The sequence below is a fragment of the Pannonibacter phragmitetus genome, from assembly GCF_050510895.1.
Classification (GTDB): Bacteria; Pseudomonadota; Alphaproteobacteria; order Rhizobiales; family Stappiaceae; genus Pannonibacter; species Pannonibacter phragmitetus_B.
Genome location: NZ_JBNINT010000001.1, coordinates 3345173 through 3363252 on the forward strand (window position 1 = coordinate 3345173; position 18080 = coordinate 3363252).

19 protein-coding genes and 1 pseudogene are annotated in these 18080 nt (G+C 61.2%); 7 read left to right on the forward strand and 13 right to left on the reverse strand.

What is annotated here, in order from left to right:
* Positions 1–55: 55 nt before the first annotated feature.
* On the reverse strand, positions 56–1453 hold the full coding sequence (locus tag ACQB61_RS15975) for a leucyl aminopeptidase family protein (protein ID WP_430513419.1): 1398 nt from the start codon (positions 1451–1453) through the stop codon (positions 56–58).
* A 278-nt stretch (positions 1454–1731) separates the two neighbouring features.
* Between ACQB61_RS15975 and ACQB61_RS15980 the strand changes: the two genes are divergently transcribed.
* A complete protein-coding gene (locus ACQB61_RS15980) occupies positions 1732–2478 on the forward strand; it encodes a tetratricopeptide repeat protein (RefSeq protein WP_430513420.1) in 747 nt (248 codons plus the stop codon).
* 13 nt (positions 2479–2491) lie between these two features.
* Here the strand turns inward: ACQB61_RS15980 and ACQB61_RS15985 are convergent, their stop codons facing one another.
* The 9 genes and pseudogenes from ACQB61_RS15985 to cpaB form a co-directional block, all read right to left on the reverse strand.
* Complete coding sequence (locus ACQB61_RS15985; protein ID WP_430513421.1) at positions 2492–3472, reverse strand: type II secretion system F family protein; 981 nt, start codon at positions 3470–3472, stop codon at positions 2492–2494.
* 9 nt (positions 3473–3481) lie between these two features.
* Positions 3482–4225: a type II secretion system F family protein gene (locus ACQB61_RS15990; RefSeq protein WP_430513422.1), complete on the reverse strand. Its 744-nt coding sequence runs from the start codon at positions 4223–4225 to the stop codon at positions 3482–3484.
* The gene (locus tag ACQB61_RS15995; RefSeq protein ID WP_430513423.1) at positions 4159–4503 is read right to left on the reverse strand and encodes a hypothetical protein; all 345 of its coding nucleotides are present in this window, start codon (positions 4501–4503) and stop codon (positions 4159–4161) included. Before ACQB61_RS15995 ends, ACQB61_RS15990 begins: the two co-directional genes overlap by 67 nt.
* A complete protein-coding gene (locus ACQB61_RS16000) occupies positions 4503–5993 on the reverse strand; it encodes a CpaF family protein (RefSeq protein ID WP_430513424.1) in 1491 nt (496 codons plus the stop codon). Before ACQB61_RS16000 ends, ACQB61_RS15995 begins: the two co-directional genes overlap by 1 nt.
* 32 nt (positions 5994–6025) lie before the next feature.
* Positions 6026–7317 (reverse strand): annotated as a pseudogene (locus tag ACQB61_RS16005) (AAA family ATPase).
* Positions 7318–7338: 21 nt separating this feature from the next.
* Positions 7339–8055: a CpaD family pilus assembly protein gene (locus ACQB61_RS16010; RefSeq protein ID WP_430513425.1), complete on the reverse strand. Its 717-nt coding sequence runs from the start codon at positions 8053–8055 to the stop codon at positions 7339–7341.
* A complete protein-coding gene (locus tag ACQB61_RS16015) occupies positions 8048–8926 on the reverse strand; it encodes a type II and III secretion system protein family protein (protein ID WP_430514394.1) in 879 nt (292 codons plus the stop codon). Before ACQB61_RS16015 ends, ACQB61_RS16010 begins: the two co-directional genes overlap by 8 nt.
* A 73-nt stretch (positions 8927–8999) precedes the next feature.
* Positions 9000–9431: a pilus assembly protein N-terminal domain-containing protein gene (locus ACQB61_RS16020; RefSeq protein WP_430513426.1), complete on the reverse strand. Its 432-nt coding sequence runs from the start codon at positions 9429–9431 to the stop codon at positions 9000–9002.
* 98 nt (positions 9432–9529) lie between these two features.
* Positions 9530–10312: a Flp pilus assembly protein CpaB gene (gene cpaB, locus ACQB61_RS16025; RefSeq protein ID WP_430513427.1), complete on the reverse strand. Its 783-nt coding sequence runs from the start codon at positions 10310–10312 to the stop codon at positions 9530–9532.
* Between the two features lie 223 nt (positions 10313–10535).
* On the opposite strand from cpaB, the gene ACQB61_RS16030 reads away from it, so the two are divergent.
* Positions 10536–11021, forward strand: a complete 486-nt coding sequence (locus ACQB61_RS16030) for a hypothetical protein (RefSeq protein WP_430513428.1) — start codon at positions 10536–10538, stop codon at positions 11019–11021.
* Between the two features lie 132 nt (positions 11022–11153).
* Here the strand turns inward: ACQB61_RS16030 and ACQB61_RS16035 are convergent, their stop codons facing one another.
* Positions 11154–11342 carry a Flp family type IVb pilin gene (locus ACQB61_RS16035; protein ID WP_430513429.1) on the reverse strand — a complete coding sequence of 63 codons (189 nt, stop codon included), beginning with the start codon at positions 11340–11342 and terminating at the stop codon, positions 11154–11156.
* Between the two features lie 333 nt (positions 11343–11675).
* On the opposite strand from ACQB61_RS16035, the gene ACQB61_RS16040 reads away from it, so the two are divergent.
* From ACQB61_RS16040 to ACQB61_RS16060, 5 genes are all read left to right on the forward strand, one after another.
* Complete coding sequence (locus ACQB61_RS16040) at positions 11676–12191, forward strand: pilus assembly protein N-terminal domain-containing protein (protein WP_430513430.1); 516 nt, start codon at positions 11676–11678, stop codon at positions 12189–12191.
* Between the two features lie 155 nt (positions 12192–12346).
* Positions 12347–12898, forward strand: coding sequence for a TadE/TadG family type IV pilus assembly protein (locus tag ACQB61_RS16045; protein WP_430513431.1), 552 nt, complete (start codon positions 12347–12349; stop codon positions 12896–12898).
* A 47-nt stretch (positions 12899–12945) separates the two neighbouring features.
* Positions 12946–13278 (forward strand): TadE/TadG family type IV pilus assembly protein, encoded by a 333-nt coding sequence (locus ACQB61_RS16050; protein WP_430513432.1) that lies wholly within the window; start codon positions 12946–12948, stop codon positions 13276–13278.
* A gap of 299 nt (positions 13279–13577) precedes the next feature.
* Complete coding sequence (locus ACQB61_RS16055; RefSeq protein WP_430513433.1) at positions 13578–14990, forward strand: bifunctional enoyl-CoA hydratase/phosphate acetyltransferase; 1413 nt, start codon at positions 13578–13580, stop codon at positions 14988–14990.
* Positions 14987–16186, forward strand: a complete 1200-nt coding sequence (locus tag ACQB61_RS16060) for an acetate/propionate family kinase (protein WP_430513434.1) — start codon at positions 14987–14989, stop codon at positions 16184–16186. The genes ACQB61_RS16055 and ACQB61_RS16060 overlap by 4 nt, the downstream gene beginning before the upstream one ends.
* Positions 16187–16199: 13 nt before the next feature.
* Here ACQB61_RS16060 and ACQB61_RS16065 read toward each other — a convergent pair whose 3' ends face one another.
* Positions 16200–17120 carry a phosphate/phosphite/phosphonate ABC transporter substrate-binding protein gene (locus tag ACQB61_RS16065; protein ID WP_430513435.1) on the reverse strand — a complete coding sequence of 307 codons (921 nt, stop codon included), beginning with the start codon at positions 17118–17120 and terminating at the stop codon, positions 16200–16202.
* Between the two features lie 85 nt (positions 17121–17205).
* Positions 17206–18066, reverse strand: a complete 861-nt coding sequence (locus ACQB61_RS16070; RefSeq protein WP_430513436.1) for a DUF1186 domain-containing protein — start codon at positions 18064–18066, stop codon at positions 17206–17208.
* Between the last annotated feature and the right edge of the window lie 14 nt (positions 18067–18080).

The window sequence follows — 18080 nt, forward strand, 5'->3', positions numbered from 1 at the left end:
GCTTCCCCAGATCCTGTTCAGATCCGGAGAAGAGCACGAAATCGTTTCGGATGCGTTATTTACCTGCGCCGTAGCGCGCTTCCAGCAGGGAGAACAGCGCCCGGATAGCCTGCGCCTCACCGCCGTAGGGCTTGCCGGGCCGATCGATAGGCGTCCATGCGAAGATGTCGAAATGCGCCCAGGCTTTGGCTTTAGCGACGAAGCGGGACAGGAACAGCGCCGCAGTCACCGACCCGGCAAAGCCACCGCCAGACTGGTTGACATTGTTCATGTCGGCACACTTGCTGTCGAGATACTTCATGTAAGGCTGCCACAGCGGCAGACGCCACAGCGGGTCATTGACCTTCACCGCATGCGCGGAAATCTCGCCCGCAAGGGCCTCATCGCCGGTGTAAAAGGGCGGCAGATCCGGGCCCAGCGCCACACGCGCCGCACCGGTCAGGGTCGCCATGTCAATCAGAAGGTCCGGCTCTTCCTCGTCGGCCAGCGTCAGTGCATCGGCGAGAACCAGACGGCCCTCCGCGTCGGTGTTGCCGATCTCAATGGTCAGGCCCTTTCGGCTTGGCAGGATGTCGCCGGGACGGAAGGAGTTGCCCGAGACGGCGTTTTCCACTGCCGGAATGAGCACGCGCAGGCGCACCGGCAGGCGGGCATCCATGATCAGCGAAGCAAGACCCAGCACATTGGCCGCCCCGCCCATGTCCTTCTTCATCAGCAGCATGGAGCTGGAGGGCTTGATGTCGAGACCGCCGGTGTCAAACACCACGCCCTTGCCAACCAGCGTGATCTTCGGATGGCTTTCATCACCCCAGGTGCAGTCAATGAGGCGCGGCGCACGGGGACTGGCCCGGCCCACCGCATGGATCATCGGGAAGCCCTGCTCGATCAGCGCATCCCCGCAAATGACGCTTGAAGCCCCGTCATGAGCGCTGAACAGGGCACGAGCCGTACCTTCCAGTTCGTCCGGCCCCATGTCATTCGAGGGCGTGTTGACCAGATCACGCGCCAAAGACACCGCACGCACGATCCGGGCTACTCGGGTCAGCACCGCCTCATCGGCGACGCGGAAACGTGGCAGCGGTTTGGGCATTTCAGAACGGTAACGGGTAAAGCGGTACGCAGTCAGACCGATGGCGACGAGCGCAGTCTCCGCATCCGGGAAGCCTTCGGTCAGCACGTAGTCCCCTTCGGGCAGTGCATTTGCCAGTGCGCCAGGCGCGAAGGGATCAATCAGGCCATTGTCGCCAAGCCCGAAAAGCGCCGCAGCCTGCGTTCCATCAGCGGCCGGAACCAGCAGGACAGAGCCTGCGGCGGCCTTGTAACCCTGCAGGCTGGCCCATGCCTCTGCCGTCCCGCCAATCCGGGCCAGAACATCGGGCAAAGTCGCCGGAGTTACGGCCTCGACAGGCACCGGCGTCAGGCTGGCATCGCCAGGCAGAAGAGCATGAGGCATGTTCATTTCCTTCCAATGACCTTCAGGATTGACACAAGTGGTAATGCCCCGGAGCAGCGAATGCAATCACGTGCAAATGCTTCCAGGCATTAAGCTTTTGCAATCTGCGGCAGGTTAACCATGCATTAGGGTTAACAAGCTATTTCTGTGATCGAGTCAAATCGGCAGGCCTCGCCGCAGCAGCAGGCCGCAACAGTAGGCCGCACAGGGAGCTGTCCATGGAACAGGCTGGGAAACTCCGGACAAGGCATCGCGCGGCGAAAGCTTGCCGCATTGCCATGACCGCACTCGCCGTGATCCTGGCCGCCGGCTGCAACTCCACCCGGCAACAGACCAGCACCAATTCCTCTGCCACTGCCGCATACGTGCAGCCCGGGTCTGCCGAAGCCATGCGAGAGGTTTCCGCATGGTCCAGTGCCTACCAGCGCAGCCCGGATGACCGGCAGGTAATCATCGGTTTTGCCAATGCCCTGCGCCGCAATGGGCAGTCCGAACAGGCCATGGCTGTGCTGCGTGCCGCCATCATCAAGCACGGCTCAGACCGGGACATTGCATCGGCCTACGGCAAGATCCTCGCCATCAACGGCAACCTGCAGGAAGCCCTGAATGTGCTGCAGAATGCCCAGACACCGGCGAACCCGGACTGGCGCCTGCTTTCGGCCGAAGGCGCCGTACATGACCAGATGGGCAATCCGCAGCGGGCACGGGCACTTTACAATCAGGCCCTGAAGATCGTGCCGGAAGAGCCGACTGTGCTCAACAATCTGGGCCTGTCCTTCCTACTGGCAGGTCAGGCGCCGGACGCGGAATATTATCTGCGCCGCGCTGCCGCAAGTCCGCGTGCTGACAGCCGCATCCGCCAGAATCTCGCACTGGCGCTGGGTCTGCAGGGGAAGTTCGCCGAGGCCCAGCAGGTGGCGCTCAATGAACTGGACCCACAGCAGGCGGAGGCCAACATGGCCTATCTGCGCGCCGTTCTCGCCGCCCAGAAGACACGGCAAGTCAGCCCTCAACGGCAAGGCTGAGCAGAGCGCTTCTTCAGCGGAAAGTGTCCATTACCTGCATGATCGCGGGTCCCATAATCACGGCAAACAGGACCGGCAGAAAGAAGATGATCATCGGCACGGTCAGCTTCGGCGGCAGCGAGGCTGCCCGCTTCTCTGCCTCCTGCATGCGCTGTTCGCGCACATCATCAGACATGACCCGCAAGGCCTGACCAACCGGCGTGCCGTAGCGCTCGGCCTGAATGAGCGCCATGGTGACGTTCTTCACTGCTGGAACACCCGTACGGGCCGCCAGATTGAGATAGGCCTGCCGCCGCTCCTGCAGGAAGGACAGTTCGGCATTGGTAAGCGTCAGTTCTTCGGCAAGCGGCACCGACTGGATACCAATTTCCTCTGCCACCCGGCGGAAAGCCGCCTCGATGGACATGCCGGATTCCACACAGATAAGCATCAGATCCAGTGCATCCGGCCAAGCCCGGCGGATTGACTGCTGACGCTTTGTGATGAGGTTCTGCACATAGAGATTGGGCAGAAACGCGCCCACGCCGCCGGCAAAGAGCGCAATGCAAAATTTGGTCAGGGGCGGCAGAGATGCCGGCATGACCGCAAAGCCGTAGAAAAGCACCAGCAGGAAAAGCACAACAGGCACCACGAGCCTGGACAGGACGAAAGTGTAGAGCGGCGCAGGGCCACGGAAACCAGCCATGCGCAGCTTGTCATTCGTCTGCTCGTCAGCAAACGCCGCCTTGAGATTGAGCCTGTCCACCAGATTGCGGACCCGGTCCTTCGGCTGGTTGCGCAAGGAGACACGGGTCTCCGCCTTCTCTGTGGCAAGACGGGCCCTTTCGCGGGCGCGCATCTTCTCGCGTTCGAGCGCAACCGACTTCATTCGGCTTTTCAGGCCATCACGCTCCAGCACAGGCAAGACCAGCGCGAACACTGTGCCAGCGACCGCAACCATCGTCAGCAGCGCGATGAGGAACTGAGTGTCCAGGAAGAAGCCGAAAAACACCATGTCTTCCCCCTAAAAGTCAAAATTGATCATTTTGCGCATGACGAGAACCCCCATGAACATCCAGATAGCACTGCCAGCAAGGATGTAATGACCTCCCGTCGTCGTAAAAAGGAGAGTTATGTACTTTGGGGCTACCGTATACAGAATTAGAGACACAACAATTGGCAACGACCCAATAATTGCAGCGGAAGATTTGGCCTCTGCGCTAAGCGCCTTGATCTTCCCTTTCAACGTCTTTCGACTGCGGAGAACCTTTGCAAGGTTGCTGAGCGCCTCAGACAGGCCGCCACCGGCCTGCTGCTGAATCGCAACGACAATCGAGAAGAAATTGGCTTCCGGCAGTGGTATCCGGTCCGGCATTCGGGCGACAGCATCCGTCAAGGATATGCCCATGACCTGCGCCTCGACGATCTTGCGGAACTCGGTGGCCACAGGCTCCCGCGATTCTGCAGCCACGATCCGGATGCAGTCCGTCAACGGAAGCCCCGCACGCACGCCGCGCACAATAATGTCCACGGCGTTGGGCAGCTCATCGATGAAATTGTTGAGGCGCCGTTTGCGCCGCATGTTGAGATAAAAGCGCGGCACGCCCAAGGCACCGACGAAACCGAGAGCCAGCGCAATCAGCAACGACCCGCCCGAGATGATCAACCCCAGAAACAGCAACACCGCAGCACATGCGGCGCTCAAATAGATGAAGTGCTTGCGTTCCCAGTCGAGGCCTGCCTGCTCCAACCTTGCAGCAAGCGGCATGCTGCTGGCTTTTTCTGGCGCGCCTTCTGCTTGTCCTCGAACTCCTTGAGCTGGTCCTGCACCGACTTGCGGCGCCGGTCCGCATCCCGCTGCGGACGGCGGTCGACAGCAGAGACTTCCCGCGCCGAAATCGTCTCAAGACGCTCTTTTCTCTTGCGTGATCCATTGAGCAACGGTTCCAGCAGCACATAGAGAACGCTGCCGATGCTGAGGGCCACCAGAAGCGCAGCTGCAAGATTGGTCATCTCAGGGCTGAGGGTGACACCAAAGATCTCCATCAGCCCATCTCCGGCGCTTCGGAGGCATCAAGCGCCGCAGCCAGCCGCTGTTCCTCACCATAATACCGGGCGCGGTCCCAGAACCGTGGACGGCCAATGCCGGTGGACCGGTGCCGGCCAAGAATGCGGCCCTGCGCATCTTCGCCAAGAATGTCGTAAAGGAAGATGTCCTGCGTGATGATCACGTCACCTTCCATTCCCATCACCTCGGTGACGTGTGTGATACGGCGGGACCCGTCGCGCAGGCGGGCGGCCTGAACGACCACGTCCACGGAAGACACAATCATCTCGCGCAGTGTTTTGGAGGGCAGCGAGAAGCCGCCCATCGTGATCATGGACTCAAGACGCGACAGCGCTTCACGGGGCGAGTTGGCATGCAACGTGCCCATGGAGCCGTCATGGCCGGTGTTCATGGCCTGCAGCAGATCAAAAGCTTCCGGTCCGCGCACTTCGCCGACGATGATGCGTTCCGGCCGCATGCGCAGGCAGTTCTTGACGAGATCGCGCATCGTGACCTCGCCTTCACCTTCGAGGTTCGGCGGACGGGTTTCAAGCCGGACCACATGCGGCTGCTGCAACTGCAGTTCGGCAGAGTCTTCACATGTGATGATGCGTTCGGAGGTGTCTATATAGGCCGTGAGACAGTTCAGCAGTGTTGTCTTGCCTGAGCCCGTGCCCCCCGAGACCAGCACGTTACAGCGCGACCGGCCGATGATCTGGAGAACCACGGCACCTTCCGGCGAGATCGACCCGTAGCGGACGAGCTGGTCGAGCGTCAGCTTGTCACGCTTGAACTTGCGGATGGTGAGCGCAGGCCCGTCAATGGCAAGCGGCGGCGCAATGACGTTGACGCGCGAACCGTCCGGCAGGCGGGCGTCGCAGATCGGGCTCGATTCATCAACGCGGCGGCCCACCTGGCTGACGATGCGCTGGCAGATATTCATCAGCTGCGCATTGTCGCGGAAGGAGATGCCCGTCTTCTGCATCTTGCCGCCGGTTTCAATGTAAACCGTGTGGGCACCATTGACCATGATGTCGGCAATGTCGTCACGTGCCAGCAGCGGCTCCAGCGGCCCGTAGCCCAGAACGTCGTTGCAAATGTCCTCCAGCAGGTCTTCCTGCTCGGAAATGGACATGACCACGTTCTTCAGCGCGATGATGTCATTCACCACATCGCGGATTTCGTCACGCGCGTCTTCCGGCCCGAGGCGGCTCAGCTGCGACAGGTCAATCGCCTCGACGAGCGCGCTGAAAATGGCAGCCTTCGTGGCGTAATATTCAGCCGAGCGCTTGCGCAGCCGGTCTTCCGCTGGCGCCTCTGCCTGCGAAGCAGAGGACTGTGCAGCAGGCCGGGAAGATGCCACCGGAGCATCACGCAGATCGTTGATCAACTGCGATGCCTGATCCGGCGCACGCGAAACAGGTGCGGCCGGGCGGATCTTACCGCCCTGCTCCGTTCCGCTTGTTGGGGTACCGCGCCTGCCAAACATCTGCAGCTCTTGCTCCTGCGGCCTTACAGCCGTTACTTGCCCTTCCTGAGCAGGTCCATAAGGGCCGACACCGGCGAGCGCCGGCCCCGCTTGATTTCACCCCGGCCAGAGACCGAATGGGCAATCTGGGAAATAAGGTCATTCACCGCGTGGCGGGAATCCAGCTCGCCAATCATCTGGCCATTGTTGGCGGCGGTCCCGAACAGATGCGGATCAAAGGAATCGATGCCAGGACAGGCAGATTGAGAGCCTTGGCAAATTCTTCCGGCTTGATCTCAGGCCGCTTCGGCATGCCGACACGGTTCAGCACCAGATGAGGCGGCTGGTCGTTGGGACGCATCTGCCTCAGAGTGTCGACCAGGTTTTTGGCATTGCGCAGGTTTGCAAGGTCCGGTTCTGCCACCATCACCACGTCGTCGGAGATCTGCAGCAGATGACGGATCCAGTTGTTCCAGGCATGAGGCAGATCCAGCACAATGGCTGGCGTGCCCTGCCGCATCACATCCACCAGCGGGTCAAACGAGGTCTCTGAATAATCGTAGCCGCGCTCCAGAGAAGCGGGAGCGGCCAGAAGGCTGAGATGATCCGTGCAGCGCGACAGAATGCGGTCGAGGAAAGTCTCATCCAGCCGCTCGGGCGCCGAAACGGCTTCATAGACCCCTTGAAGCGGGTCCTGATTGTAGTCAAGGCCAGCCGTCCCAAACGGCAGGTCAAGGTCAGCCAGCACGACCTCACTGCCAAATGCACGAGCGAGGCTCCATGCCACATTGTGCGACAGTGTCGAGGAGCCGCATCCTCCCTTGACCCCGAAAAAGGCCATGGTCCGGCCCAGCGGTTCGGACTGAGGATCGCTGTAGAGGCCGCCAACAGCACCGATGACCTGCAGGATTGTGACAGGCGCCACGAGATACTCGCTGACCCCACGCTGGATCAGATCGCGGTAAAGCGCCACATCATTGATGCGCCCGATAACGATCACCTTGGTGCCCGCGTCGCAATATTCGGCCAGCCGGTCCAGATCTGCGATAAGGCTCTGCTGACTCGCGCCGCACTCGATCACGATCAGATTGGGCGTCGGAGCCTGCGAGAAGTGCTCGATAGCCGCCTGGATGCCACCCATGTGCACCTTCAGGTGCGCCTTGGTCATACGGCGGTCTTCGCCCGCAGCCTCGATTGTACGCGCCGTCTCCGCGTCCATGCAGAAGGCCTGCATGGAAATGCGCGGCACCGGGCGGATGTCCTGCACAGGCTTATAGGATGCCTCGCCGGCAAGCCCGTCTTCCGGCTCCTGCATGGCCCAGTTCTGGCCGCTTGCATTGCTCATGCCGCCCTCCTTGCCATGCCGTCAGTTGTTGCCCACGCCGGAGACATTGGCACCGGTACCTTCCTTGTAGTCGGTCGCCGTCTGCTCGCCCTTGCGGTATTTCTCGAGCACAACGCCGCGCCTGTTCTGGTCCGAAGCTCCAATCGCGCGCGGGCCCATGAGGTCAGCCGGATTGGCGACCATGGCGGCGAGATTGGACTGCGTTGCGCAGCCGAAGTCATAATAGTCGTTGTTCGGGCCGATGGTGCTGGCCATATTCTCCGGCCAGGTGCCGCAAGGTCCCACCGCCCCTTTCATCTTTGCATAGGAAAGGCGGACGGGCGTGGAGAGACGGGCATCAGCGACGCCATAGCTGCGGACCTGCACGTTCCGCTGCGCCACGCCACCTTGCACAAGCGCCGCCCGGATCTGCGGCACAACCGTACTGGCGGCGATCTCGTTGGCCGAGCCAGACGGGACCAGCACTTCGACCGTGGACGCACCCGAGGCACGTGCCTCTGCTCCGTACTGCGCAATGCGGGCCGCATAGTCACGCCCAAGGTTGCGCGCCGAGGCAGCGAGCTGAATGTCGAGCACTTCCGCCTGCTCGGAGATCATGATCGGGTGCCTGACCCGGTAGTCGTTGGACGCCATGACTGCAGGCGTGGGCTGGGTCTGACATCCCGCCAGAACCGCTGCCGCACAAACGGCGATGGCAATTTTCCCCTTCACGGAGCGCTTGGTCTGTTCCCTATTCATAGATGAACCCCACCTGGCCCTGATAGCTGCCCGGAACCGGAGCCCCGGCGGTGTTGAACACCCGGTTCAGCTGATTGAAGAAAATGGCCTCACCGTCGGAAGAAGGCGCAAAGTTGCTGTCCGGCCGGGCAAGCGCGCTCTGCGCCACCGGCTTGACGACATAGGGGGTCACGAAAACCACCAGCTCCGTCTGCTGGCGAAGGAAGTCGCGGCTCTTGAACAATGCCCCCAGCACGGGGATCTGCATGAGACCGGGCACGCCGCTCGCGGTTTGCCGGTAGCTCTCCTTCAGCAGGCCCGCCATCACCAGCGTGCCGCCGGAGGGAAGCTCAACTGTCGATTCTGCCCGGCGCACCTTGATCGCCGGGATCGTGATGCCACCTGTCATCACCGCCCCTTCATCCGAAAGCTCGCTGACTTCCGTCTTGATCCGGAGGCTGACATTGCCTTCGTTCAGAACAATGGGCGTGAAATCCAGGCCGACACCGAACTTCTTGAACTCGATGCCGAGCTTGTCGTTGTCATAGCTCACGGGAATGGGGAACTCGCCGCCCGCAATAAAGCTGGCGTTCTCGCCGGAAATGGCCGTCAGTGTCGGCTCGGCCAGAGTGCGGATGACACCATCGCGCTGCAAGGCGCGGAGCTGGGCCGAAAAGGTGGAACCGCCAGAGGAGAAGCTCCCCAGAAGGCTGCCTTGGGATGTAATCCCGGTATTGACGGGGAAGCTGGCCGCATTGGCGATTCCAAAGCCGAAACTGCCACTCGACAGCGTTCCGGACATGGTGACGCCGAGCTGCTTGATGACAGAACGGTCGACCTCGGCAACGGTCACCTTGAGCTGGATCTGATCCTTGCCGCCGACAGTGATCATGTTGAGCACGGCCTGCTCAGAACCGCCCTGACCGCCACTGCCTCCGGACTGCGCCAGAAACCGTGCTGCCAGGTCAGCCGCCTTCTGTGCATCCCCTGTGCTTTGCGCCGTGCCCGTCAGGACCACGCTTCCGTTGAGCGAGATCCGCTCGGATATCCGTGTTCGGCATCAGCTTGCGGATGATGGCGTTCAGGTCCGATGTATCCGGCTCAACCCGCACGCTGAAGCTTGCGATCTCGCGGCCGGAAGTGCCGAAGAGCACCACGCTCGCCTGGCCCGCCTTGTTGCCAACAACATAGATGCGGTTGCGGCTGCGCACCGTGGCATTTGCGATCTCCGGCTCAGACACCAGCACATCCGCCACATCTTCGGCGATATCGACCACCACGGAGCGGCCAAGGCCGACACGCAGGATACGCTCGCCCGCCCTCGCCTGCGGCGATGCTGACCGATTTGGGGAAGCCTTGTGCCGCGGCAGGCGCCGGGGCGCCCAGGAGAGTGCCAAGAGCCACTTGTGCTGCCAGCAGCATGACGGCCAGCCATCTCCCAGTCATGGCCTTTTCCTTCCCGGTTGCTGTCCCGCCATCAATACGCATCGCGGCCTCACTGTCCTGCGCCATTGCTGGAAACGCCGTAGCGCACGAAGCTGACGCCGTCGTTGCCTCTGCGCGGCGTATCCTCGACATCGCCATCAGCAGAATCCTGGGCACTGCGCAACGTGAGGGCAATCTTGCCGAGCTGCTGTGCCTGAGCAATCATCTCGGCCTGTTCCGGAGAAAGCTCGAGTGTGGCGGTGCGCTCAGGCTCCAGAATCTTGACATCCCGCTCTCCGGCAACGATCGCGTCGATGGCCAGAACTCTGACGTTCTGCAGGATCGTTTCGGAAACAGCGGTGGTGACACTGCCTTGAACGGTTCTTGTGAGGATCACGTCAACCTTGTTGCCCGGCAGGATGAAACCACCAGCCATCGTTTCCGTTTCGACCGACACTGCGATTGCGCGCATGCCCTTGGGCAGAACGGATGCCATGTAACCATTGGCCGCGGTGATCAGGCGCTGCTCGCGCACCGGCTCACCATTGTAGAGCGGCGTCTTCGCAATCTGACCCGCCATCGAGAGCTCTGCCTCAGGCTGCTGGTCGCGGGTGATGGCACCGGCTGGCACCACGTCACGTGGCCAATCGGTCCACTTCAGATCGTGAGGCTGAAGCAACTCGCCAGGTTTGATGTCGCGGGTGACGATGAGAACAGGGACCGTGGGCTGGACGGTAACCTCTGCCTGAACAGGCGCAGGCTGTTCGGGAGCGCGCGACGATATCACCATGCGCGCCGCGAGAAGTCCCGCGCCGATCGCGATGCCGAGCACCAGAAGCCTTGCATGTTTCATCGCAACTCATCCACCAACACAATTCAGCCCTTCGCAGGCTTGTTGATAGTGTGGCAGGCAATTCGTCAAAACATAGTTAACCAAGAGTGAGGAGAATTGGTTAACCCGTATTAACCGCTTGCGGCGCGCTCCTGCGTTCAGCTGAAGAAGTAAATTTAGTCATGCAAAGGTTACGGTCGGCACATTAACCGATCAAGCCGAACCAATAACTGGAGGGATAGACGTGAAGTGCCGCCGCTGCGATGGCAATTCCGTAGGGAATGCCGGATTTATGATCAAGCAACCGCGCAGACCAATCATGACGTCCGAGCATTTTTGGAACGAATGGCATCTGGCGCAACTGCAAGAGACCCAGCGTAAGCACCATGCCATAGACTGCTGTGAGAAGAAGAAACTCGGTCAGGGACTGGCCCAGTCCGAACCAGAGCGCAGCAGCGGCGGCAAACTTGGCATCACCGCCCCCATCCAGCCCATGGTAAACATCCCGAAACAGACGGAAAGCACGAGCGCCCCAGCGGCAAGATGCTGGCCAAAGGCAGAAACAGGCATGCCCGTCGCGGCCGCCAGGATGCAAAAAGCACCGGCGAGCAGGAGAGACACCCTGTTGGGGATCTTCATGGTCAACAGATCAGACGAGGCAGCGAAAGCGGCCAAAACCGGAAAGACGACAAGAAGGGCTGCTTCAATCATCCTGTTTCACCGGGTTTGAGCTTCAATAGCAGGTTAGAGATATACTGGCAGGCCAGGCCCTGACACACTCAGGCATCTCAGGGCCCGAGCCTTCGGGTGACGCATGCCCCGCCCCGTCCAGAAGACGAGGCATGCGATTAACTGATGCGGATCAGTTGCCGCCACCACCCACTGCGGCCTGAAGAGCAGTGTTCACATTGGTGAACACTGCAGTCAACGAACCGCCCGTCGCCTGCAGAATACCCACGATCACGACTGAGATCAGACCTGCGATCAGGCCATATTCAATGGCGGTTGCGCCGGATTCATCCTTGGCGAAACGCGCAAAAAGCTTCTTCATCTGGTTTGCTCCAACGTCACATGATTGACAGCTCCGCCCGCCGGCCTTGTTTCCGGCCGATCGAACTTGAGCTGACGCTACGGCCCCCATGTTTCTATCTAGTTAAAATTATCGGCATTTATCATAAGACGCCCCGATGTTACTTTAATGGTTAATGAAGAGCTTCCTTTATCGGTAAAATTTTCCTATAATTTCCCAAATAATCCTAAGTATCGATACTTATCCATGGCACCATGCCGTTTAGAAACTGGAGCTTCTCATTAGGGTTTCATTCACCAAACAACGTCATGATTGACGGGATTCATGACCTTTATGGCCCTGATGGAGTGAGACATGCCGCGCATCACACATTCGCTTGCTGCACGGGCGCTTGCAGCACGGGCGCTTGCACCACTGGCTGGACTGGCTGTCCTGCTGCCGGTCGCGCTGATGGCCGCTGAGGGTGTCTCTGTCCCTGTAGACCAGTCGAAGGTCTTCCGGATCGAGCAGCCTGCGAGCACCGTGATTGTCGGCAACCCGGTCTTTGCCGCCGTCACCATGCATGACCGTTACACGGTCGTGGTCACGGGCAAGTCAGCGGGCACCACGAACCTGATCATACTGGATGCTGACTCCCAGCCGATCATCGACGAGCCGCTTTTCGTCACCGCCGGGTCGCAGAACACCGTCACGGTGACGCGCAAAGACACACGCTACAGCTACAGCTGCGCGCCGAACTGCGCCGCGATACCTGTAACGGGTGACGGCAAGGAGGCTTTCTCGACAGTTGCCGAGCAGATTACGCAGCGTGATCAGATGGCACTGCAGGCTGTGGGCAAGGAAGCCTCGGGCCTGCCGATGCCGCGCTAGAGCAGGGCCAGCAAAGCCGGGGCCTGAGCGACGTCCGGAATTGTGTGCAGACAAACAGATCGAGCACTTTCAATAGCTCCGCTTTCATTGAAAGTGTTCTGGACAGGGGAAGACAGAAGGTGCAGCAGGAAAACAAGCGCAAACAAGTACGGAGCTTGTTCCGCGCGTTCCGGCGTGACCGTTCCGGAGCAACGGCGATCGAGTTTGCGATTGTCGCCATGCCGTTCCTGGCCGTTGTCTTTGCCATTATCGAGTTTGGCCTTGCCTTCTTCATCAACCGGGTCCTGGATAACTCGGTGGCGGATGCGACCCGGCTGATCAAGACCGGCCAGGCGCAGAAACAAGGTCTGAACGAAGCTGAGTTCAAGACGGCCATCTGCCAGCAGCTTACAACAGCCCTTTGCAACGAAAGCCGTCTTGAAGTCGATGTCCGGGTCTTCAACAGCTTCTCGCAGATTGCCTTGCCGGATCTTGTTGATGCAGACGGCAACACGACGGGCCGGTCCAGCTATGCCACCGGCAACGGCGGACAGATTGTCGTCGCTCGGGTGCTTTACCGGTGGCCGATGTTCACCTCACTGCTGCAGACGAATGCTGGAGACACCGGCAACATGGAACGTCTGCTGTTTTCCACCGCCGTCTTCCGCAATGAGCCTTTCCCATGGTCAGCCCCCGCACCCTGCTCGTCCCCATGCGCAAAGCCCTGACTGCATGCGCATCTTCAACCCGCCGCCTGATACGGGACCGGCGGGGTGTGGCAGCCGTCGAATTTGCGCTCATCCTGCCGTTCCTTCTCATTTTGATGATCGGCATGGCAGAGACCACGACAGCGCTCAGCTATAAGCGCAAGATTTCTCAGGTTGCCTTTTCGATGGCTGATCTGGTGTCGCAATCATCAAGCCTATCCTCTGCCGAGATGAACGACATCATGGTGGCAGCCCGAGCCATCATGGAGCCTTTTCCCGCAGATGACCTCACAGTGGTGATTGCAAGCGTGAGCTTTGACTCAAGAGGCAAGGCAACTGTGGACTGGAGCGTGAATCAGGCTGGCGGCACCCCTGGAGCAAAGGCTCGGCCCCGCCGGTAAACTTCCCTGAAGGAACAGCGCAAGCGGGAACCAGCATTGTCATTGGCCGCGCCAGCAGCACTTACACTCCCCTGTTCGCCAGCATGGCGCAGAGCCTCTTCCCGCGCGCTGCATCCATTTTCATGGAAGACACTTATTTCCTGCTGCCGCGGCTGAGCAACAAGGTGACATTTAATTAGGGCGCCAAAATTTTCGTCAGGCGCCTTTGAGCTGTGTCATGGGCAGCTGTCATCATCGCTGCGAAAAGCCATGCGATGCTGTGACAGACGGCAGGCATAGGTAAGACCGAGGCAGAACGCATGGCGAGCAACCGCACCTACGAACAGATCACCATTGGCGAAACGGCAACCGTTTCAAGAACCTGCACTGCGAACGACCTCTATATCTTCGCCCACGCCTCCGGCAACACCAACCCGCTGCATCTGCCGAAGGCGGAGGGCAGTGTGCGCACAGGTGAGCCGCCCTTCGCGCCCTCCATGTGGATTGGCGCGCTTGTCTCAGCCGTCCTGGGCAACATCCTGCCAGGCCCCGGCACCATCTACCGCAGCCAGACCTTTTCCTTCCATGGCCGCGTCCTTCTGGGCGACACGCTGAACGTCAGCGTGCAGGTGCTGGCCAAGGAAGCTGACCGGATCGTGCGGCTTGCGACGCGGGTCACCCGTGCCGATGGTACGGCCGTGGCGGACGGCATCGCCATCGTCACCGCTCCCGATGAGCAGATCACCTTTGACACGGCGGACCTGCCGTCGCTGCTGCTGGAGCGGCACCGCCATTTCGACCGGTTCATCAGTGCCGCCCGCCGCCTGCCGCCGCTGGCAACGGCAGTGATTGCTCCCGAAGACGCCAACTCGCTGGGCGGCGCGCTTCTGGCTGCCAACGAAGGCCTGATCCGCCCCATCCTGATTGGTGACCGGGCAAAGATCGAAAAGACCGCGCAGTCCCTGAAGGCGCCGCTGGACGCTTTCGAAATTGAGCATGTACCCGACGAATCCGACGCCGCCGCACGTGGTGTTGCCATGGTGCATGAGGGCCGCGTTTCCGCCGTCATGAAGGGGCATCTGCACACCGACCTCCTGCTGAAACATGTGGTGAAGCGTGATGGCGGCCTGCGCACACGGCGGCGCATCAGCCATGTCTTCGTCATGGATGTACCCGGCCACCCCACGCCTGTTCTCATTTCCGATGCGGCGATCAACATCGCGCCGGATCTGGAGACCAAGGTGGACATCATCCAGAACGCCATCAACGTCGGCCACGCCATTGGCCTCGCAGAGCCGAAGGTGGGCATTCTGTCGGCCATCGAGACGGTGAATCCGGCCATCACCTCCAGCCTCGACGCCGCCGTCCTGTCCAAGATGGCCGAGCGCGGCCAGATTACCGGCGGCCTCGTGGACGGGCCATTGGCCATGGACAATGCCATCGATCTGCAGGCCGCCCGGACCAAGGGCATCAATTCACTGGTGGCAGGCCGGGCGGAAGTGCTGATCGTGCCGAACCTTGAGGCAGGCAACATGCTGGCCAAGGAACTGACGTTCCTCGCCCATGCCGAGACAGCTGGTCTCGTTGCCGGGGCCAAGGTGCCGGTGATCCTGACCAGCCGCGCCGATGATGACCGGGCACGTCTTGCCTCCTGCGCGCTGGCCCTGCTCTATCAGCACTGGCTGACCACGGGCTCCTCGGCCGTTAGCGGTGACATGGACCCCGCCGAATGAGCAGAGCACAGATGGATCAGGCGATACTGGTGCTGAATGCTGGCTCCTCATCGCTGAAATTCAACCTCTATCAGGGCTCGGCTGAGCTCATGAAAGGCCAGGTCGAAGGCATCGGCAGCACCACCATGCGGCTGAAGGCACAGCGGCCAGCCGATGGCACGCGGCTTGACGCTACTCTGGAGGCTCCTGCCGAAGCTGTTGCGGCAACCGGGCACGAAGCGGCCCTTTCTGCGGTTCTAGGCCTCATCCGTGAGGCCTTCGAGGGCCTGCGGATTTCAGCCGCCGGGCACCGGGTGGTACATGGCGGCATCGGATTTGAGGCCCCTGCCGTCATTGATGCAACCGTGATGGCTGATCTGGAGCGCCTCGTTCCCCTTGCACCTTTGCATCAGCCGCATAACCTCGCGGGCATCCGTGCCGCGCAGAAGGCTTTTCCCGATGCGCTGCAGGTGGCCTGTTTCGACACGGCCTTCCACCGCAATCACCCCTGGGTGAGTGATGCCTTCGCCCTGCCGCTCTCCCTCTATGACGAGGGCGTGCGGCGCTACGGCTTCCACGGCCTGTCCTATGAATACATCACGCAGCATCTGGCCGAGACGGTGCCTGAGGCTGCAAAAGGCCGGCTGATTGTCGCTCACCTTGGCAACGGAGCTTCCATGTGCGCCATTGAGAACGGGCGCAGCATCGGCTCCACCATGGGTTTCACCGCGCTGGACGGCCTGCCCATGGGCACCCGCTGCGGCCAGTTGGACCCGGGCGTCCTGCTCTATCTGATGCAGGAAAAGGGCATGGGCGCTGAGGCAATATCGGATCTGCTCTACAAGCAGTCCGGCCTCAAGGGCCTGTCCGGCCTCAGCCAGGATATGCGCGAGCTGGAAGCTGCCGGAACAGAGGCGGCCCGCAAGGCCATCGAGTATTTCACCTTCCGCGTCCGCCGCGAAATCGGCGCCATGGCGGCCATTCTCAATGGCGTGGACACCATAGTTTTCACCGGCGGCATCGGCGAGCATGCGGTCAATGTCCGCCGCGACGTTTGCGCGCCGCTCGGCTGGCTGGGTGCGGAGCTTGATGACGGCGCCAACCGCGCAAGTGCCCGCATCATCTCCACTCCTGCCTCCCGCGTCACCCTCATGGTGGTGCCAGCCAACGAGGAAGAAATGATCCGGCGGCATACGCTGAAGGCGCTGGGGGCATAAACAACAGCCCGGTTCACGGCGGCGGCAGATCCCCTGCCGCGCCGTCTTCCGGCACGGGTGCAAGAGCACTGGATTGCTGGTCCGCGATGTCTTTCAGCATCGCCTGCCATTGCGGCTCCAGCGGCAGCATCACTGCGGAGAAATCTTCCGGCAGCACCGGCACGAAGCCCCCGCCAAAGTCCGGCTCAATGGCGAAGTAGGCGCCCGGCGCTTCGTCCTGCAGGGCGGAGAGCATCTGCCGCAGCCGGTCCTTCAGCTCTGGAGCCAGATCGGAGCGCACCACATGCACGGCAAAGGGAATGCGCGGCGACTGCCAGACCACGGTCAGGCGCCCCACATCCAGCCTTATCCTGTCATAGGCCTGCATCAGGGTTCCGGCGCTGTAGCCGGTGTCTGCTTCGCCGAGCAATGTGGACCAGCCCAGCGCGCCCTCGGCCAGACCGTCATAGAGCGCGGCAAGACCCTCTTCGGGGCCTGAGACCGGAACAAACGCGGAGAAGAACTGGCGGGGATCGTGTCCTGAGGCCGCAAGACCGGCAAGCGGCACGCGGAAGGAAGCCGTGGAGCGGGCAGGACCAACGGTCAACCGCTTTCCCGCCAGCGCCTCCAGAGAGGCCACTTCACCAGCCTTGGCCACCAGGATGGCGTGAAAGCCGTCTGCACCGTCTCCGTCCCGTGGCGCGGCCAGCGGCTCAATGCAGCCGCAGGCCTTCTGCGCCGCGGCATAGGCACTGGCCGACAGACGGCCATAGTGCACGTGACCAGCAATGAGCGCGTCCGTCAGTTCGCCCAGTGTATCCATGAGAAAAAGGTCAGCCGGAAGACCAAGACGGTATTCCAGCTCGTCGCGAAAGGGCTCGGCCTCGGACCGGGCATCATCGCGCCCGGCCGTGACCACGCCAATGCGGAAGCGGCTGCCCATGTCCTGGGCCATTGCCTGCCCTGCGGCCAGCGGGGCAAGCACCGCAAGGCAGCAGAGGGCAAAGCAGTAGACAGCAAGGACCGGCAGCCAGCGCCCGTCAGTTCGGCAGATAGGGCTCTTCGTCCTCGGCAGCTTCCAGGAAGGGCACATCCATCCACTCGTCTTCATCGCCATCCCAGGACCATTCGCCCAGAAGCTCGACCGTGTCCTCGAAGGGGAAATAGCGGTTCGATGCCATCCAGAGCTCACGGGATTCTTCGTTTTCTTCCGACAGGCTGGCCGCTTCCAGATGAAGGGCGAAGTCCTCCGGGTCCACCGGACGGAAACCGCCTTCGTCCATCATGATCGAGCCATCGGTGAACAGCTTTGCGATCGGCTCCTCCAGTTCCTCAAAGCCAAGGTCACCGGCAGCACCGATGTAGCTGCCCCAAAGATAGCTGTCCGGAGCCGGGCGCACGGTCTTCGGGAAGGCCTTCAGCACGGAAAGCGCATGTTCGCGCGGCACTTCACCGGAGAGCACGCCATAGACCCAGGCCACCATCATGGCATCGCGGGCGTAATCGTCCGCCGTGCGGTCGGAGAACCCTTCCTCGAAAACGCTGTAGCCGCCCGGATTGAGGGCGATCAGAATCGGCCCCATGGTTTCGATCAGGCAGTCACCAAACAGGGCTTCAAGATCCTGGTCTGTGCTGCGCAGAAGGCGCATCAGCGGCTGGAATGCAGCGGTAACCTTGAGATCGGCAAGGATGTGAATTGCGAGGAAGCAGGCATCGCCCTTCTCGTCGAGTTGGCTGAGCTCACCCGTGCCACCCGCCACGCGGTCTTCCAGGATGGCCATCAGCGCCGGAACGGAGGCAGACGGCGTGGACAGGCATTCGCGGACGTCAGCCTCCGGGAAGCCCTCGCCTGCAGTGAAACGGGCGATGATATCCTTGGGATCAAAGGCGGCGGCGGTCATGGCAGATACTCTCT

Coding starts and splice junctions, on each gene's coding strand:
- ACQB61_RS15980 (WP_430513420.1), top strand. CDS start 1,732: ATGACCGCACTCGCCGTGATCCTGGCCGCCGGCTGCAACTCCACCCGG.
- ACQB61_RS16035 (WP_430513429.1), bottom strand. CDS start 11,342: ATGAAGAAGCTTTTTGCGCGTTTCGCCAAGGATGAATCCGGCGCAACC.
- ACQB61_RS16010 (WP_430513425.1), bottom strand. CDS start 8,055: ATGAATAGGGAACAGACCAAGCGCTCCGTGAAGGGGAAAATTGCCATC.
- ACQB61_RS15995 (WP_430513423.1), bottom strand. CDS start 4,503: ATGGAGATCTTTGGTGTCACCCTCAGCCCTGAGATGACCAATCTTGCA.
- ACQB61_RS15975 (WP_430513419.1), bottom strand. CDS start 1,453: ATGCCTCATGCTCTTCTGCCTGGCGATGCCAGCCTGACGCCGGTGCCT.
- ACQB61_RS16040 (WP_430513430.1), top strand. CDS start 11,676: ATGCCGCGCATCACACATTCGCTTGCTGCACGGGCGCTTGCAGCACGG.
- ACQB61_RS16055 (WP_430513433.1), top strand. CDS start 13,578: ATGGCGAGCAACCGCACCTACGAACAGATCACCATTGGCGAAACGGCA.
- ACQB61_RS16070 (WP_430513436.1), bottom strand. CDS start 18,066: ATGACCGCCGCCGCCTTTGATCCCAAGGATATCATCGCCCGTTTCACT.
- ACQB61_RS16000 (WP_430513424.1), bottom strand. CDS start 5,993: ATGTTTGGCAGGCGCGGTACCCCAACAAGCGGAACGGAGCAGGGCGGT.
- ACQB61_RS15990 (WP_430513422.1), bottom strand. CDS start 4,225: ATGCCGCTTGCTGCAAGGTTGGAGCAGGCAGGCCTCGACTGGGAACGC.
- ACQB61_RS15985 (WP_430513421.1), bottom strand. CDS start 3,472: ATGGTGTTTTTCGGCTTCTTCCTGGACACTCAGTTCCTCATCGCGCTG.
- ACQB61_RS16015 (WP_430514394.1), bottom strand. CDS start 8,926: ATGATCACTGTCGGCGGCAAGGATCAGATCCAGCTCAAGGTGACCGTT.
- cpaB (WP_430513427.1), bottom strand. CDS start 10,312: ATGAAACATGCAAGGCTTCTGGTGCTCGGCATCGCGATCGGCGCGGGA.
- ACQB61_RS16065 (WP_430513435.1), bottom strand. CDS start 17,120: ATGGCCCAGGACATGGGCAGCCGCTTCCGCATTGGCGTGGTCACGGCC.
- ACQB61_RS16060 (WP_430513434.1), top strand. CDS start 14,987: ATGAGCAGAGCACAGATGGATCAGGCGATACTGGTGCTGAATGCTGGC.